We start from the raw sequence: 18,737 nt of genomic DNA, 5'->3' as shown, positions 1-18,737 counted from the left end.
GTCGTCCGGTCCTCACCGTTCTTCGTGGTCGCTGTCGCCGCGTGCGGCGTCTTCGAGTTCGCTCAGCACCTGTTCCTCCACCAGGTCCGCCAGGGCGGCGACGGTGCGGTGGACCAGGACGTCGCGGGGCGTGAGGGTCACGCCGAAGGTGTCGCCCGCGCGGGAGGCGATGAGCAGGGCGCGCAGGGAGTCGCCGCCCAGGGCGAAGAAGTCGTCCTCGGCGCCCACGGTGGTCCCCAGGACCTCCCCCCACAGCGCGGCGACGGCCTCCTCGGTGGGCGTGCGGGGCGGCACGTGCCCGGCGGCCGGTTCCTGTGTCCGAGGGCCGGGCGCGGGCAGCGCGGCCCGGTCGGTCTTGCCGTTCTCCGTGAGCGGGAACCGGTCCAGCGTCACGAACGCCGAGGGCACCATGGGGCCGGGCAGGGTGCGGGCGGCGAAGGCCCGCAGTTCCGTGCCGGCGGGCGGCTCGGCGCCGGGTGCGACGAGCAGGTGGGCCACCAGGCGCGGCAGCCCCGGTTCGTCCTCCCGGATGCTCACCACGGCGTCCAGCACCGCCGGGTGGCGTACCAGGGTCGCCTCCACCTCGCCGGCCTCGATGCGGTGGCCGCGCAGCTTGAGCTGGTGGTCGGTGCGTCCGAGGTGGTGCAGTTCGCCGCTGGTGTCGCGCCGGACCAGGTCGCCGGTGCGGTACATGCGGCTGCCGGGCGGCCCGAACGGGTCGGCGGTGAAGCGGGTCGCCGTCAGGCCGGGGCGTCCCAGGTAGCCGCGGGCCAGGGCCGGTCCGGCGAGCCACAGTTCGCCGGGCGCGCCGTCGGGGACGGGGCGCAGACGTGCGTCGAGGACGTAGGCGCCGGTGGCGGGCAGCGGGCGGCCGATGGGCGGCGCGGTGCCGTCCGGTTCCAGCCGGTCGGACCAGGTGGCGACGACGGTCGCCTCGGTGGGGCCGTAGGAGTTGACCATGCGGTGGTGCGGTGCCCACCGGGTGACCAGTTCGGCCCGGCAGGCGTCCGCGCCAACGATCAGGGTGCGCAGGTCCGGCAGGGTGCCGGGGGTGTCCGGCGGGAGGGTGGCGAGCGCCGCGGGCGGCAGCAGGGTGTGCGTGATGCGCGCGGTGCGCAGGAAGTCGGCCAGCTCGGTGCCGAGCAGCGGGCCGGGCGGCGGTAGGACGAGGGTCGCGCCGTTCGGCAGGGACATGCACAGCTCCAGCACGGAGGCGTCGAAGCTGGGCGTGGCGAAGGCCAGGACGCGGTCCGAGGCGCGGACCTGGTAGTGCGCGGCCTCGGCGGCGGCGAAGCCGGCCAGCCCGCGGTGGGTGACGACGACGCCCTTGGGGGTGCCGGTGGAGCCGGAGGTGTGGATGACGTACGCCGGGTCGTCGAGGTGGAGGGGGCGGACGCGGTCGGTGTCGGTGGGCCGGTGGCCGGGTGTGCCGTCGGGCGGCGCGGCGAGCAGGCCGGCGACCTCCTCGGCGGTGAGGGTGAGGGCGGGGTCCGCGTCGCGCAGCATCAGCGCGATCCGTTCGGCCGGGTAGCCGGGGTCCACCGGGAGGAAGGCGGCGCCCGCCTTGGTCACGGCGAGCTGGGCGAGGACCATGTCCGCCGAGCGCGGCAGGACCAACGCGACGATGTCGCCGGGCCCGGCCCCGCGTGCGATGAGCCGGTGCGCCAGCCGGTTGGCGTGCGCCTCCGCCTCGCCGAAGGTCAGCAGCGACTCCCCCGTGTCGAGGGCCGTTCGGTCGGGCCACCGGTCGGCCGCGGATTCGATCAGCGCGGGCAGCGGCGCCGGGGACACCGGCGGCAGCTGCGGGCGTACGGGGCCGTGCAGCAGCCTGTGCCGTTCACCGGGCGGCAGCACCTCGACCGCGTGCAACGGCGCCCGGTCCCCGGATGCGGCCAGGGCGGTCAGGGTGTGCATCAGCCGGGCGGCCAGGGCGCGGGCCGTGGTCTCCTCGAAGTACCTCGGGTCGTAGCCGAGTTCCACGCTCAGCTCGTCGCCGGGCGAGATCACCACGGTGAGCGGGTAGTTGGTGGCCTCGCGGGCGTCGAGGTCCCGGATGTGCACGCCGTGCGCGCCGGCCGTGGCGTCGCCTACGGGATAGTTCTCGAAGACCAGCAGGCTGTCGAACAGGGAGGTTCCGGGGGGCAGTTCGCTCCACTGGTGGAGGTCCGTCAGCGGCACGTGGTCGAAGCGCCGGTCCTCCGCGCGGGCGGCCTGCAGCTCCCGCAGCCATGCGGCGCAGGGCGTGGACTCGTCCACGGTGACCCGCGCGGGCAGGGTGGTGATGAACAGGCCGGTGATCGTGTCGGCGCCCGGCAGGTCGGCGGGCCGACCGGAGACGGTGGTGCCGAAGCACACCTCCCGCTCGCCGCTGAAGCGCGCCAGCAGCAGCGCCCAGGCGCCCTGCACCAGCGTGTTGAGGGTGAGCCGGTGGCGGCGGGCGAAGTCCGTCAGCCGGGCCGTGCGCTCGGCGCCGAGCCGCTGGGACAGCCAGGTTCCCGACCGGGCGGCGGCGCCCGGGGCGGGCCTGCGGTCGTACGGCAGCGGGGTGGGCGCGGCGTAGTCGGCGAGGGCGGCCTTCCAGTGTTCCTCGGCTACGGCGGTGTCCCGGCCGGCCAGCCAGGCGGCGTAGTCCGCGAAGGGCCGCCGCTGCGGCAGCCGCGGCTCGCCGCCGGCAGCGAGCGCGGCGTGCGCGGCCGTCACGTCCGACAGCACGTGGAAGACGCTCCACCCGTCCAGCAGGACGTGGTGGAAGGTCCACACCACGCGCACCTCGTCGGGGCCGAGCCGGATCAGGGTGACGCGCAGCAGCGGGGGGCGGTCCAGGGCGATGCCGCGGGCGCGGTCCTCGTCGAGCAGCCGCCCGAGTTCGGTGTCCCGCCGCGCCGGGTCCAGGCCGCTCCAGTCGAGTTCGGTGACGGGCAGGGTGACGCGGCGGTGCACGGTCTGGAGGGGGGCCGGGACCTCGCCCAGGGCCACCGCGGTCCGCAGCACGGGCGTGCGGTCCACGACGTGCTGCCAGGCCGCCGCCAGCAGCCGGGGCTCGCGCACGCCGTCCGCGACGAAGGTGATCTGCTCGACGTACAGGCCCTCGCCGGGCTCGTCCATGCCGTGCACGACCATGCCGGTCTGCGTGGGGGTGAGGGGGTAGGCGTCCGTCACGTCGCGTCCGTCGCCGACGAGCCGGTCGACGGCCGCCTGGTCCAGGGCGGCCAGCGGGAAGTCCGACGGGGTGCGGCCGCCCGCGCCCGGTTCGGCGCAGTGCCGGACGATCCGCCGCAGTTCCTCCGCCGTCTCCTCGGCGAGGCGTGCGACGGTGTCGTGCCGGTGCACCTGCCGGGAGTACGACCAGGTGAACTCCAGCCGCTTGTCAGTGACCCGGCCGAGGACGTCGATGAGGTGCGGCCGGTCCGCCGAGCGGTCCATGCCGCCGGTCAGCCCGCCGTGGGGCGCGTGCAGCAGACCGCCCTCGGTCGCGGTCCAGTCCTGCTGCCCCAGGTAGTTGAAGCCCACCTGCGGCAGGCCGGGCAGCTCACCTCCCGCCGTGGGGTGCAGGTGGCGCAGCGCGCCGTAGCCCACTCCCCCGCGGGGCACGGCCCGGAGGTTCTCCTTGACCGTCTTCAGCGCGGTCTTGAGGTCGGCGTCGCGGGGCACGTCGAGGCCCACGGGGAACACGGTGGTGAACCAGCCGACGGTACGGGCGAGGTCGACGTCGTCGAAGAGGTCCTCGCGGCCGTGGCCCTCCAGCGTGATGACCACCCGGTCCTGTCCCGTCCAGCGGGCCAGGACCCGGCCGAGGGCGCACAGCAGGACGTCGTTGACGCGGGTGCGGTAGGCGTCGGGCACGTCCTTCAGGAGCCGGCGGGTGTCCTCGTCGCCCAGGCTCACCGTCACGGTCTCCTCGTGGGCGGCGGTGTTGCCGCCGGTGAGGTCGGTCGGCAGGTCGGTGGGGCGCAGGCCGCTCCAGTACGCGATCTCGTCGTCGAAGCCGCCGTCGGCGGTGTGCTCGGCCAGGCGCCGGGCCCAGGTGCGGAAGGAGGTCGTCTTCGCCCCCGGGTCGGGCGTGGCACCGGCGCGCAGCGCCCGGTGGGCGGCGTCGAGGTCCTCCAGGATCACGCGCCAGGACACCGCGTCGACGACCAGGTGGTGGGCGGCCAGCAGCAGGACGGGCGGCCGGTGGTCGTCCGGGCGGCACAGGGCGGCCTTGAGCAACGGCCCCCCTGTCAGGTCGAATCCGGAGCACAGGTCGGCGGCCACGGTGTCCGGCGCCTCGGGGGTGTCGTGCACCTCGAGGTGCGGCGCGGCGCCGGGCGGGGTGCCGTACTGGCGCCACCGTCCGTCGCCGGCCGGTTCGTAGCGCATGCGCAGCGCGTCGTGCTGCTCCAGTACCGCCGCGAGGGCGGCGCGCAGCAGCGTCTCGTCGGTGTCGGACGCCAGCTCGAAGGAGACCGCCTGGGTGAAGCGGGCCGGGTCGCCGGTGAGGGTGTCGAACAGCCAGTGCTGTACGGGCGTGAGGGGGACGTCTCCGACGACCGGGCCCTGTTCGGCGCTGACCGTCGCGGCCGGGAACTCCTCGACCGCCGTGGCCAGTTCGGCGACCGTCTGGTGCTGGAAGAGGTGCCGGGGGGTCAGCGCGAGTCCGGCCCGGCGGGCGGCGGAGACGATCTGGATGCCGAGGATGGAGTCGCCGCCGAGCGCGAAGTAGTTGTCCGTCGCGCCCACGTCGGCCACGCCCAGCACCTCGGACCAGATCGCGGCGAGCGTCCGCTCGGTGGCGGTGCGCGGCGGCCGGGTGCCCCCCGTGGTGGCGGCGGCCGACCACACCGGTTCGGGCAGGGCGCGCCGGTCCAGCTTGCCGGTGGCGCCCAGCGGCAGTCGCTCCAGCTCCACCACGACCGCCGGGACCAGGTGGTCGGGCAGCGTCCGGGTGAGGAAGGCCCGCAGGTCGGCCGGTGCCGGGGCGGCGCCGCCGCGGGGCACGGCGTAGCCCACGAGGCGCTTGTGGCCGTCGTGTTCCACGACCCGGGCGGCGGCCGCGGCCACCTGCGGGTGCCGGGCCAGCGCGGCCTCCACCTCGCCGAGCTCGATGCGGAAGCCGCGCACCTTCACCTGGTCGTCGGTCCGGCCGAGGTACAGCAGGTCGCCGTCGGCCGTCCAGCGGACCAGGTCGCCGGTGCGGTACATGCGGCTGCCGGACGGGCCGAAGGGGTCGGCGAGGAAACGGGACGCGGTCAGGCCCGGCCGGTTCAGGTAGCCGCGGGCCACGCCGGTCCCGGCGAGGTACAGCTCGCCGGGCGCCCCGACGGGCACGGGGCGCAGGCGGGCGTCGAGGACGTAGGCGCGGGCGCCGCCGACGGGCCGGCCGATGGGCGGGACCCGGTCGGGGTCCGCCGGGTCGCAGGTGAACGCGGTGGCGTAGACGGTGGCCTCGGTGGGGCCGTAGATGTTCATGACCCGGCAGCCGGGGATCGCCGCGCGCACCTGGCGGACGGCGCGGGCGGGCAGTGCCTCGCCGGCCAGGACGACGGTGTCGGCCGTGACGTGCACGGTGTCCTCGGCCAGCAGGCGGCCCAGGGCGGAGGGGACGGCGCTGAGCAGTCCGGCACGCCACGGCTCGGACCGTTCGGCGAGGGCCAGCAGGTCGCGGACGACCTCGACGTGGCCGCCCGCCAGCAGCGGCGAGAGGATCTCGAACACCGACACGTCGAAGGTGAGCGACGTGGAGGCCACCACGTGGGAGAGCCCGCGGCCGGTGAACTCGGCGGCGGCCCAGTCGGTCAGCGCCACCACCGAGGCGTGGGAGACGACGACGCCCTTGGGCCGGCCGGTGGAGCCGGAGGTGTGGATGACGTAGGCCGGGTGGTCCGGCAGCAGCCTGCCGTGCCGCTCGCCGTCACCGACGGGGTCGGCGGACGCGGCGGCCAGACGCCCGGCGCAGGCCGCGTCGTCCAGGGCGATCCGCGTGTACGGACCGTCCGGCAGCCGCGCGGAGGTCTCCGCGCAGGTGATCACCGCGTCGGGCCGCACGTCCTCGAGGAGGAACGCGATGCGCTCCGCCGGATGACCGGGGTCGACCGGAAGGTAGGCGGCGCCGCTCTTGAGGACCGCGAGGAGCGCCACGATCAGGTCGGCGGTGCGGGGCAGGGCCAGCGCGACGAAGCGCTCCGGTCCGGCCCCGGCCTCGATCAGGAGGCGGGCCAGCCGGTTGGCGCGCTCGTCGAGCTGCCGGTACGTGAGGTGCTCGGCGCCGGCGGTCACGGCCGGGGCGTCGGGGGTGCGGGCGGCCTGCGCCGCGAAGGCGTCCGGGAGGGTGCGGTGCGGCAGCCCCGCCACCGGTCCCGCGAGCCGGTCCAGCAGGCGGCGTCCGTCGTCCGCCTCGAGCGCCGGCAGGTCGGCCAGGCGGTGGTCGGCGCCGTCGGCGATCCGTGTCAGCAGGGTGCGCAGGCTCGCGCCGAGCCCTTCGACGGTGGCGGCGTCGAAGGCCGCCGGGTCGTAGTCGAGGGACACCGTCACGTCGTCGCCGGGGGCGACGACCACGCTGAGCGGGTAGTTGGTCGGCTCCAGGTCGCGTTCCTGCTCGACGGCGAGCCCGTGCCGGGCCAGGGCGCCTTCGTCGAACGGGTAGTTCTCGAAGACGACGATGCTGTCGAACAGGTTGGTGCCGCCGGGCACCTCGCTCCAGGTCTGCAGCTGGGCGAGGGAGACGAAGTCGTGGCGCCGGGCCTCCGACTGGGCGGCCTGCACCTCGCGCAGCCATTCCAGCAGGGGGCGCCCACCGTCGATCCGCAGCCGGGTGGGCAGGGTGTTGATGAACAGGCCCACCATGGAGGTCACGCCGGGCAGTTCGGCCGGGCGGCCGGACACGGTCGTGCCGAAGACGACGTCGTCCCCGCCTCCGTAGTGGTGCAGCAGCAACCCCCAAGCGCCCTGGAGCACCGTGTTGACGGTCAGCCCGGCCCGCTGCGCGGTCTCCTTCAGCCGCGCCGACACCTCCTGACCGAGGGCCACCCGGACCGTTCCCGAGGAGGACGTGCGGTGGGCCTCGGCGGGACGCCGGTCACGGGGCAGTTCGGTGGGGACGGCGAACCCGGCGAGGGCCTCGCGCCAGTGGCGCTCCGCGCGGCCGGTGTCCTGGGCGGCCAGCCACCGCAGGTAGTCGGCGAAGGGCGCCCGGTCGGGCATCTGCGGGCGGTGTCCGGCGGTCAGGGCCGCGTACCGCTCGCACACCTCGTCGAACACCTGGGCCGCGCTCCAGCCGTCGAGCAGGACGTGGTGGAACGTCCACACCATGCGCACCCGGTCCGGTGCCAGCCGGATCAGCGCGAGCCGCATGAGCGGGGCCGCGCCGAGGTCGATCCCGGCCCGCCGGTCCGCGTCGAGCAGCGACTCCATGTCCCGCGCGCACCGCTCGGCGGGCCGGCCGGACCAGTCGTGGTGGGTGACGGCCACGACGGCCCGCCGCTCCACCACCTGGAGGGGTTCGGCGGTCTCCTGCCACACCAGGCGGGTGCGCAGGATCGGGTTCGCGTCCGCCGTGCGCTGCCACGCCTCGGCGAGCGCGTGCGGGTCGGTGACGCCGCACAGCACCACCTGCACCTGGTTCACGTAGGTGCGGGCCTGGGGGTCCATGAGGCTGTGGAACAGCATGCCCGCCTGCATCGGCGTCAGCGGGTACACGTCCTCGACCGTGCGTCCGTCTCCCGCGAGCCGGTCGACGGCGGCCTGGTCGAGCCGGGCCAGCGGGAAGTCCGAGGGCGTGCGGCCGCCGGCGTGCGGGGCGGCGCAGTGCGCGACGATCTCCTCCAGTGACCGCAGCATGCCCCCGGCGAGAGAGGCGACCGTCTCCTCGCGGTGGCGTCCGCCGCTGTAGTGCCAGGTGATCTCCAGTTCGTCGTCCTCCACCCGGGCCACCACGTCCAGCAGGTGCGCACGCGGCGCCCCGGGGTCCTCGGCGCCGCCCAGGCCGCCGGGAACGGCCCGGACCAGCGCGCCGCCGTCGGCCGACCAGTCGAACCGGCCCAGGTAGTTGAAGCTGATGCCGGGCAGTGGTGCGGCGGCGAGCCGCTCGTCGCCCGCCAGGTGGCGCAGGGCGCCGTAGCCGACGCCCCGGTCGGGTACGGCCCGCAGCTGCTCCTTCACGGACTTCAGTGCGGCGCCCCAGTCCCCCTCGGGCAGTTCGAGGGCGACCGGGAAGAGGCTGGTGAACCAGCCGACCGTGCGGGACAGGTCGAGGTCGTCGAAGAGCCGGTCCTCGCGGCCGTGTCCCTCCAGTCCCACGGCGACGGTGCCGCGGCCGGTCCAGTCGGCCAGCACACGGCCGAGGGCGGTCAGCAGGACGTCGTCGATGCGGGTGCGGTAGACGCCGGGAACCCTGCGCAGGAGGTCGTCGGTCCGTCGGCGGTCGAGGCGTACGGTCACCGCGCGCAGGTCGGCGACGGTGTTGCCGCCGTCGAGGTCCACCGGCAGCGGGTCGGCGCAGTGCCGCGACACGGTCTCCCAGTGGGCGCGCTGAGCGGCGAGATCTTTCTCGCCGGTGCGCCCGGTGAGCCGCCGCACCCATTCCCGCACGGACGTCGTGCGCTGCGGCAGCCGTGTCCGCTCGCCGGCCAGGGCCTGCCGGTAGGCGGTCTCCAGGTCCTCCAGAAGGACGCGCCAGGAGACACCATCGACGATCAGGTGATGGGCGGTCAGCAGCAGGCGTGCGGCCCGGTTCCCGCCGGTGAACAGCCGGGCGGCGATCAGCGGGCCGGTGTCCAGCCGGAAGCCGGTGTGCGCCTCCTGGGAGAAGCGGACCTCGGCCTCCTCTGCGGCCTCGGCGTCGAGGCCGTTCAGGTCGTGCACCCGCAGCAGCCGGGGGCCCTCGGTGTCCGGGGCGGCGTACTCCTGGTGCCAGGTCCCGTCCGCGGCGCGGGTGAAGCGGGCGCGCAGGGCGTCGTGGTGGGCCCACAGCGCGGCCAGGGCGGCGCTCAGCGCGTCGGCGTCCACGTCCTGGGCCGTCTCGACGACCACGGACTGGTTGAAGTACTCCGGGCGCGGCGGCTCGGTGTCGAGGAACCAGCGCTGGATCGGGGTGAGCCCGACCTCGCCGGTCACCGGACCGGTGCCCGCGACGGCCTGGGCGGCGCCGGTCGCGGCGGTGGCCAGGGCGGCGAGCGTGGGGTGCCGGAACAGGTCCCTCGGGGTCAGCGCGAGCCCCGCGGTGCGGGCGCGGGAGACGACCTGGATGCTGACGATCGAGTCGCCGCCCAGCATGAAGAAGTTGTCGTCGACGCCGACCCGTTCCACACCGAGGAGTTCGGCCCAGATGCCGGCGAGCACCCGCTCGGCTTCGGTGCGCGGCGCGCGGTAGGCGGTGTCGGCCGCCACCGCCGGGCCGGGTTCGGGCAGGCGTCGCCGGTCGACCTTGCCGTTCGCCGTCAGGGGCAGCTGAGCCACGGTGACGAACGCGGCCGGGACCATGTAGTCGGGCAGTTCGCGGGACAGGCTCTCGCGCAGCTCGGCCGGCGGCGGCACCGCCGCGCCGGGGGCGGGCACCAGGTGGGCGACCAGGCGTGTGCGACCCGCGTGCCGCGACACCGACACCACCGCCTCGGCGATCGCCGGGTGCGCGGTGAGCCGGGCCTCGATCTCGGCGGGTTCGACGCGGAAGCCGCGGATCTTGATCTGGTCGTCGGCGCGTCCCACGAAGTGCAGTTCGCCGTCGGCGCTCCAGCACACGATGTCGCCGGTGCGGTACATCCGTGTGCCGGGCGGGCCGAACGGGTCGGCCAGGTAGCGGGCCGCCGTCGCGCCGGGGCGTCCGGTGTAGCCACGGGCCACTCCGGCGCCCGCGAGGTACAACTCGCCCGGAACGCCGGGTGGTTGCGGCTGGAGCGCGCTGTCCAGGACGTACCCGCGGGTGTCGTCCAGGGGGCGGCCGATGGGCAGTGTCGCGGGCAGCGCGTCACCGGCGCGGAAGGCCCGCCGGGTGGCGAAGGCGGTGGTCTCGGTCGGGCCGTACACGTCGACGACGGTGAGGTCCGGGCAGGCGTCCAGCACGCGCCGTACGGCGGTGCCGGGCACGGCCTCGCCGCCGGTCCACACCTCGCGCGCGCCGGTCAGGCACGCGGGGTCCTCCTGGGCGAGGAGGCGGAACAGGCCCACCGTCAGGAACAGGCAGCTCACCCCCTGTTCGGTGATCGCGTGGCGCACGGCGGCGGCTTCCAGGTCTCCCGGCGGGGCGAGCACGGCCGTGCCGCCGCGCAGCAGCGGCACCCACATCTCGTAGGTGGAGGCGTCGAAGGCGTGCGGGGAGTGCACGAGGACCCGGTCGTGACGGGCGAAGGCACGGTCGAGGGCGAGCGCGGCGACGTCCCGCTGCCGTGCCGCCACGCCCTTGGGGTTGCCGGTGGAACCGGACGTGAACATGAGGTACTGGACGGTGTCCGGGTGCACGCGCGGCACGGCCGTGGGTTCCGGGGCCGCTGCGGCGTCGTCGTCCGGCCGCAGCACGCGGCCTTCCGGGAGAAGGGCCGCAGCCGTCTCCTCCCAGGCCCCGTCCGTGAGCAGCAGGTCGGTGCCGGCTTCGCCGAGCATCGTGCGCAGCCGCTCCCGCGGCGCCCTGCCGTCGAGCGGGACGTACACGCCGCCGAGGCGGGCGAGGGCGACCTGGGTGACGACGAGGTCGACCGAGCGGTCCATCAGGACGCCGACGGGGACCTCCGGACGAACCCCGAGAGCGGCCAGCCGGCCGGCCAGTGCCCCGGCCCGGTCGTCGAGTTCGCGGTAGGTGAGCCGCTCGTCGCCGGCCAGCAGCGCGACGGCGTCGGGGGTGCGCCGCACCTGCGCGGCGAACAGGCCCGCGGTGGTCGCCGCAGGGGTACCGGTGGCGGTGTCGTTCCACGCGTGGAGCACCTGCTCACGCCGGGCGGCCGTCAGCAGGGGCAGGCGGGAGGGCACGCTCCGAGGTGCGGTGGCGAAGCCCTCCAGCAGGACGGTGAGGTACTCGGCCATCCGCTCGACGGTGGCGGCGTCGAAGAGGTCCGGGTCGTAGCCGAGGCGCAGGGCGAGCACCGTGCCGGGGTAGGCGACCAGGCTGAGCGGGTAGTTGGTGGTCTCGATGCCGTCCAGGCCGCTGAGCCGCAGCCCGTGCGCGGCGGCGAGACCGTCGTCGACCGGGTAGTTCTCGAACACCACGATACTGTCGAACAGGGCGACGCGTTCGGGCAGTTCGGTGAACGCCTTCATGTGGTGCAGCGGCACGTGGTCGTGGCGGCGGTCCTCGCTCTGCTCCTGCTGGAGCCGGCCCAGCCAGGTGAGCAGCGTCTCGTCCCGCGGCACGGTCACCCGGGTGGGCAGGGTCGCGATGAACAGGCCGGTCATGGTGTCGGCCCCGGGCAGCTCGGGCGGCCTTCCGGAGACGGTGGTGCCGAAGACCACCTCGTCGCGGGCCGCCAGGCGGCTCAGCAGCAGCGCCCAGGCGCCCTGCACGAGGGTGTTCACGGTCAGGCCCGCCGTCCTGGCGAGGCCCTCGAGTGCCCGGGTGGTGGTCTCGGGCACCGTGACGCGTACCGCCTGCGTCGACTCCGCGCGGTGGCTCTCGCGGGGTTCGCGGTCGAAGGGCAGCGCGGTGGCCTCGCTCAGGCCGTTCAGACGGGTCCGCCAGTGCCGTTCGGCCTCGGCCCGGTCGGCGCGGTCCCGCAGCCAGGCGACGTGGTCGCGGAAGGGGCGGCGGTCGGGCAGCGGGACCTCTGCGGCGCCCGCCAGGCCGGCGTGGCACGCGAAGACGTCGGAGAGGACCTGGAACAGGCTCCAGCCGTCCAGGATCAGATGGTCGAAGGACCACACGACGCGGACCGCGCGGTCGGAGACCCTGGCCAGCACGAGGCGCTGGAGCGGCGCGCGCGTCAGGTCGACACCGCGGGCACGGTCGCCCTCGAGCAGGGCGCGCAGCCGCTCGTCCCGCTCGGCCTCGGACAGGCCGCGCCAGTCCAGGTGCTCCACCGGCACGGCGGCGTGGCGCTGCACCACGAGGAGCGGCTCGGGCACGTCCTGCCACACCACGCGGGCGCGCAGCACCGGCGTGCGGTCCGTGACCCGCTGCCAGGCGTCCGCCAGTACGGCCGGGTCCTCCACGCCGTCCAGGCCGAACGTCAGCTGCTGGAAGTACACGCCGCGGTCGTCCTGCGAGAGCCGGTGGAAGAGCATGCCGGCCTGGGTGGGCGTGAGGGGGTGGACGTCCTCCACGCCGGCGGGGTCCTCGCCCGCGATCCGGTCGACGTGGCCCTGGTCGAGCCGGGCCAGCGGGAAGTCGGAGGGGGTGCGTCCGGCGGCGCCGGGCCGGGCCGCGTGGCGGGCGAGGCCGGACAGCGCTTCGGCGAACCGTCCGGCGAGGTCCGCGACGGTGTCCCGCCGGTGCAGCTCGTCCGAGTAGAACCAGGTGAACTCCAGGCTGTCGCCGTCCAGCCGCCCCACGACCTCCAGGGCGTGCGGGCGTGACGCCGAGGGGTCGGCGTCCAGCTCCAGCGGACGGAACGGCCCGCCGTACAGCCCCTCGGGGGTCTCCGAGAGCCCGAAGCGGCCCAGGTAGTTGAAGCTGATCTGCGCGGTGGTCGCCGGGAGCGGTGTGGCGTCGCGGCCCGGCAGGGTCAGGAGGCCGTGGCCGATGCCGTGCCGGGGCACCGCGCGCAGCTGCTCCTTGACCTGCTTGAGCACGGCGTCCCAGTGCGCCTCGGGCGGGACGGCGAGGGCGACGGGGTGGCGGGTGGTGAACCAGCCGACGGTGCGGCTGGTGTCGACGTCGGCGAACAGTTCCTCGCGGCCGTGGCCTTCGACGTCCACCAGCACCCGGTCGTGACCGGTCCAGCCGCACAGCACCCGGCCCAGGGCGGCGAGCAGGACGTCGTTGGCCCGGGTGCGGTAGGTCTCGGGCAGGGTGCGCAGCAGCACGTCGGTGTCCTCGGGGCCGAGGCGTACCGTCACCGAGCGCTGTGAGGCGTAGGTGTTGGTGCCCGTCCGGTCCGACGGCAGGACGGCCCGGGCGCCTTCGGTCGCCCGCGTCCAGTAGGCCCTCTCCTCGTCGAAGCCGCCGGCGGCGGCGTGCGCGGCGAGGCGATCGGCCCAGTGCCGCAGCGGGGACGACTTCGGGGGCAGCGCCGCCGCTCCGTCCCGGCCGGCGCGGCGGGCGCGGTAGGCCCCGTCGAGGTCCTCGAGCAGCAGGCGCCAGGAGACTCCGTCGACGACGAGGTGGTGGACGGCCAGGTGCAGCACGTGCGGCCGTCCGGGGCCCCGGTCGTGCAGTACGGCACGCAGCAGCGGGCCGTGGCGCAGGTCGTGGGGGCCGAGGTGCGGGGTGTCGGTGTCCGGACCGGTGTGGCGTGCGAGGCGGCAGCGGGCGGCCGGGCCGTCGATCAGCCACCGTACGCCCGCCTCGTCGGTGAGGAAGCGGGAGCGCAGGGCGTCGTGGTGGGCGATCACGTCGTTGAGGGCGTCTTCGAGCGCCCTCGCGTCGACGCCGGCGTGCAGTTTCACCGAGAGGGTCTGGCCGAAGTGCCCGACCCGCTCGGCGGCACTGTCGAAGAGCCAGTGCTGGATGGGTGTCAGCGGCGCGGAACCGGTTGCCTCGACGGGTGCGGGCGCGGCGGCGGGCCGTCGGCTTCCCTCCTCGTCGGCGCGGCGGGCGAGGGCGGCGACCGTCTGGTGCCGGTAGACGTCCCGCGAGGTGATCGTGAGGCCCGCCTGCCGGGCCCGGGCCACGACCTGGATGCTGAGGATGGAGTCGCCGCCCAGCGCGAAGAAGTTGTCGTCCGCTCCGACCCGCTCCACGTGCAGGACGTCGGCCCAGATGGCGGCGAGGGTCCGTTCGGTGGGGGTGCGGGGCGCGACGTGGCGTGTGACGGGTTCGGCCGGCGCCGGATCGGGGAGCCGGCCGCGGTCCAGTTTGCCGTTGGGGTTGAGCGGCAGGGTGGGCAGCACCATGACGGCCGAGGGGACCATGTAGTCGGGCAGGGTGCGCCCGAGTTCGCGGCGTACCGCCTCCGGTTCCACGCGGGCGCCGGGGACGGGGACGAGGTATCCGGCCAGGCGGCGGTGGCCGTCGCCGTCGCGGACGGTCGCGGCGGCCTCGGCGACGCCCGTGCAGCGGCGCAGGGCCTCCTCGACCTCGCCCAGTTCGATGCGGAAGCCGCGCACCTTGACCTGCTGGTCGATGCGGCCGAGGTACTCGAGCCGGCCGTCGGCACTCCAGCGCACCAGGTCGCCCGTGCGGTACATGCGGTCGCCGGGGGCGCCGAAGGGGTCGGCGGTGAAGCGCGCGGCGGTCAGACCGGGGCGTCGCAGGTAGCCGCGGGCCAGCCCACCGCCACCGAGATACAACTCACCTGTGACACCCGGAGGTTGGGGGCGCAGCAGGCGGTCCAGCACGTAGGCGCGGGTGCGGGCGACGGGACGGCCGATGGGCGGGGCCTGGTCGGGGACGGTGCCGTCGGCGAACCAGGCGGTGGCGTAGACGGTGGCTTCGGTCGGGCCGTAGAGGTTCGCCACCTCGGCCGAGGGCATGGCGTCCCTGATGTCCCGTACCGTCCGGGCGGGCAGGGCCTCGCCTGCCAGGACCACGGTGTCCGCCTCGACTGTGCTGTCGCCGCCGAGCACGCGGGAGAGTACGGACGGAACGCCACTGAGGAGTCCGGCCCGGCGAGGGCCGGGGCTCTCGGCGAGGGCCGGGAGGTCGGCGACCACCTCGACGCTGCCGCCGGCCGTCAGGGGGCACAGCAGCTCGAAGACGGACACGTCGAAGTTGAGGGAGGTGGACGCGACGACGTGCGCCAGCCCGCGCGGGCCGAACGTCTCCTCGGCCCAGGCGGCCAGCGCGGCCACGCTGCGGTGGGTGACGATCACGCCCTTGGGGCGGCCGGTGGATCCGGAGGTGTAGATGACGTAGGCGGGGTGGGACGGGTCGAGCGGCCGGGTCCGGTCGGCGTCGGTCAGGTCTGCGGTCAGGGTGGCCAGGTCCGGGGCGCCGGCATCGGACGGCTCGGCGTCCTCCAGGAGCAGCGCGTCCTCCAGGAGCAGTGGCTCGCAGTCGTCGGGGAGCGCGTGGGCGGTCTCACGGGTGGCGACGACGAGGGCGGGGGCCGCGTCGGCGAGCATGGAGCGGATCCGCTCGGCCGGGTAGCCGGGGTCGACGGGCAGGTATCCGGCGCCCGACTTCAGGACGGCCCACAGCACCGGCAGCAGGTCGGCGGAGCGCGGCAGGCACAGCGCCACCAGGGACTCCGGACCCGCGCCGTGCGTCGTCAGCAGCCGGGCGAGCCGGTTGGCACGCCGGTTCAGTCCGGCGTAGTCCAGCCGGGTCTCACCGCACATCACGGCGGTCCGGTCGGGGGTTTTGGCCACCTGCGCCTCGAACAGCGCCGGGAGCGTGGCGCCGTCGGCGTGGTCACCGGCCGGCGCGGGCGGGTTCCAGGAGTCGAGGAGCGTGCGCCGCTCCTCGTCCGACAGCAACGGCAGTTCGGCCAGCGTCCGGTGCGGGCCGTCCGCCATGCCTTCCAGCAGGTGGTGCAGCTGCCGGCTCATCCGGGCCACGGTCGCCGCCTCGTACAGGTCGGTGTTGTACTCGACCGTCAGCTCGCAGCCGCCCTCGGCGCGCGGCGCGAACTCCAGCACGAGGTCGAAGCGGGCGGCCGGGCGGGGCAGCGGGTACTCCTCGATCCGCGCCCCGGCCGCCAGCGGAGGCCGGACGGGCACCGCCTGCTGCACCACCAGCACCTGCACCAGCGGAGTGCGGCTGGGGTCTCTGGGCGGGGCCAGTTCCTCGACCACCCGGTCGAACGGCACGCCGTCGTGCGCGAAGGCGTCCAGCACGGTCGCGCGCACGGACTCCACGAACCGGTCGACCGTGACGGTGTCGTCGACCTCGCCGCGCAGCACGACGGTGTTGGCGAAGAAGCCCGTCACGTCCTCCAGTTCGCGGCGGTCCCGCCCGTTGGTGACGGTCCCGAACGCCACGTCCCGCTGCCCGGAGTAGCGGGAGAACAGCACGGCCGCCGCCCCGGCGAACAGCGTGAAGACGGTCGTGCCGCGGCCCTGGGCCAGCTGCCGCAGCCGGTCCACCAGGTGCTTCGGGAGGTGGTGGCGGTGTGCCGCGCCCGCGGTGGTGCGCACCGCCGGCCGGGGCCGGTCGGTGGGCAGTTCGAGTTGCTGCAGGCCGGCCAGGTGGCGCTTCCAGTAGGCAAGGTCGTCGGCGTCCTCGGCGCCCGCGTCGCCGGTGCGCCGCTCGCGCTCCCACAGCGCGAAGTCCGGGTACTGCACGCCCGGCCGGGGAAGGCCGTCCGGTTCGCCGCAGGCCTCCGCGCGGTAGAGCGCCGTCAGGTCCCGGGTCAGGACGCCGACCGACCAGCCGTCGGTGACGATGTGGTGCTGGGCCAGCAGCAGGACGTGGTCCTCGAGTGCGCGGCGGACGAGCAGCGCCCGGGTCAGGGGCCCGGTCGTCAGGTCGTGGGGGCGGCGCAGTTCCTCGGTCAGCAGGCGCTCGACGGCGTCGTCCTGCCGGTCGGCGGGCAGGTGCTCGACGTCGGAGGTGCGCAGGGGGAGGACCGCTTCGGGGGCGATCAGCTGGACGCCCTGGCCGTCGACGGTGGCGAAGGTGGTGCGCAGGGAGTCGTGGCGGGCGGCGAGCCGGTCCAGGGCGCGCCGCAGGGCCGGCGTGTCGAGCGGGCCGCGCAGCCGCAGCGCCACGCCGGTGTTGTACTCGGTCCCACCGTCGGTGAGGTCGTCGAGGAACCACAGGCGCCGCTGGGCGCTGGAGAGCGGGACGGGCTTTCCGCGCGGGGCGGAGGGGATCGGGTCCGGCGGTGCGGCGGCGGACGGCTCGGCGGCCAGCGGGGCGAGCGCGGCGACGGTCCGTGCGGTGAACACGTCGCGCAGGGAGAGCCGGGCGCCGAGGGCTTCCCGGATCCGCGTCAGGGTGCGGGCGGCGAGGATCGAGTCGCCGCCCAGGTCGAAGAAGTCGTCGGTGACGCCGACGGTGTCGACGCCGAGGACGTCGGCCCAGATCGCGGCCAGGGCCCGCTCGTCGCCGGTGCGCGGCTCGACGTGCTCCTCGGTCCGCGCGCCGCCGGGGGCGGGCAGGGCCCGCAGGTCGATCTTGTGCTGCGGAGTGAGCGGCAGCGCGTCCAGGACGACGACGGCGGAGGGCACCATGTGGGCCGGCAGGGCGGCGGCGAGGGCGGCGCGCAGCCGGGCGGGCTCTGGTGCGCGGGCCGGGTCGGCGGGCGTGACGTAGCCGACGAGCCGGCCGCGGGCGGGTTCCTCGTCGCGGACCACGACGACGGCCTCACGGACGCCGGGGCAACGGGTCAGGGCGGCCTCGACCTCGCCGGGTTCGATGCGGAAGCCGCGCACCTTGACCTGCCGGTCGACCCGGCCGAGGAACTCCAGCTCGCCGTCCGGCCTGCGGCGCACCCGGTCGCCGGTGCGGTAGAGGCGGGTGCCGGGCGGGCCGGAGGGGTGGGCGACGAACCGGGACGCGGTCAGGCCCGGCCGGTTCAGGTAGCCGCGGGCCAGCCCGTCGCCGCCCACGTACAGCTCGCCCTCGGTGCCGGGCGGCACCGGGCGCAGCGCCGCGTCCAGGACGTGGGCCTCGGTCCCGGGCAGCGGGCTGCCGATGGCCGGTGTGCCGGTGCCGGCGGTGAGCGGTCCGGTCCAGGTGGCGACGACGGTGGCCTCGGTCGGCCCGTAGGAGTTGATCATGTGGCGGCCGGGTGCCCACCGGTCGACGAGCGTGGCCGGGCACGCCTCGGCCCCGACGATCAGGGTGCGCAGGTGCGGTGCGCCGCCGGTGTCCGCCGGGCCGGGCAGGGTGGCGAGGGCGGCCGGCGGTATGAGGGCGTGGGTGATGCGGTGTTCGTCCAGGACGGCGGCCAGTTCGTCGCCCAGCCAGGGCCCGTCCGGTGGTACGACCAGCAGGGCGCCGGACAGGACGGAGATGCACAGCTCCAGTACGGAGGCGTCGAAGCTGGGCGAGGAGAACTGCAGCACGCGGTCGCCCGGGCCGACGGCGTACCGCTCGGCGGCGGCCGCGGCGAAGGCGCCGATGCCGCGATGGGTGACGGTGACGCCCTTGGGGGTGCCGGTGGAGCCGGAGGTGAAGATGACGTACGCCGCGTGGTCGGGGAGCACCCGCCTCTCGGGCGGGTGCTCCTCCTGGTCCCCGGCGCCCGTCAGCGCGCGGACCCGGTCCGGGTCGTCCAGGACGACGGCCGGTGCGGCGTCGGCGAGCATCAGGGCACGCCGTTCGGCCGGATAGGCGGGGTCCACGGGGAGGAAGGCGGCACCGGTCAGGGCCACGGCCAGCTCGGCGGCGATCAGTTCCATCGAGCGCGGCAGGACCAGCGCCACCGTCTGCTCCGGTCCGGCGCCGCTGCCGGCGAGGTGGGCGGCGAGACGGCCGGCCCGCCGTGCGAGTTCCCCGTACGACCAGGTGCGCCGGCCGTCGGTCACCGCGGGGGCGTGCGGGTCGTGCGTCACCCACCCGGCGAACAGCTCACCGAGCGGGACGGGACGGGTGGCATGGTCCGCGCGGGCCGCCGGGCTCGTGCCGGCCGGTGCGGAAGCGGGCGCGGCGGGGCGCCGGGCATGCGGGTACGTCATCAGGGTGAAGTCCTTCAGGCGTGGGGCGACGCGCGGACCCGGCGCGCCGGTCTCGGGCGGCTCGCGGGCACACCGGAGCGGTGCGGGGGTCCGTGCGTACGGGGCGGGTGCGT

At 75.6% G+C, this 18,737-nt stretch carries 1 protein-coding gene; it reads right to left on the bottom strand.

Going from position 1 to position 18,737, the window contains the following annotated elements; all coding sequences use genetic code 11:
* Positions 1-12: 12 nt before the first annotated feature.
* Complete coding sequence (locus tag JL475_RS14655) at positions 13-18,624, bottom strand: non-ribosomal peptide synthetase (RefSeq protein WP_202278036.1); 18,612 nt, start codon at positions 18,622-18,624, stop codon at positions 13-15.
* Positions 18,625-18,737 lie beyond the last annotated feature (113 nt).

Origin of the sequence: Streptomyces sp. M2CJ-2, from assembly GCF_016757295.1 — a bacterium.
Taxonomy (GTDB): domain Bacteria; phylum Actinomycetota; class Actinomycetes; order Streptomycetales; family Streptomycetaceae; genus Streptomyces.
The sequence above is the reverse complement of the archived record's forward strand: the minus strand, read 5'-3'. Positions and strand labels throughout refer to the sequence as shown.

Coding starts and splice junctions, on each gene's coding strand:
- JL475_RS14655 (WP_202278036.1), bottom strand. CDS start 18,624: ATGACGTACCCGCATGCCCGGCGCCCCGCCGCGCCCGCTTCCGCACCG.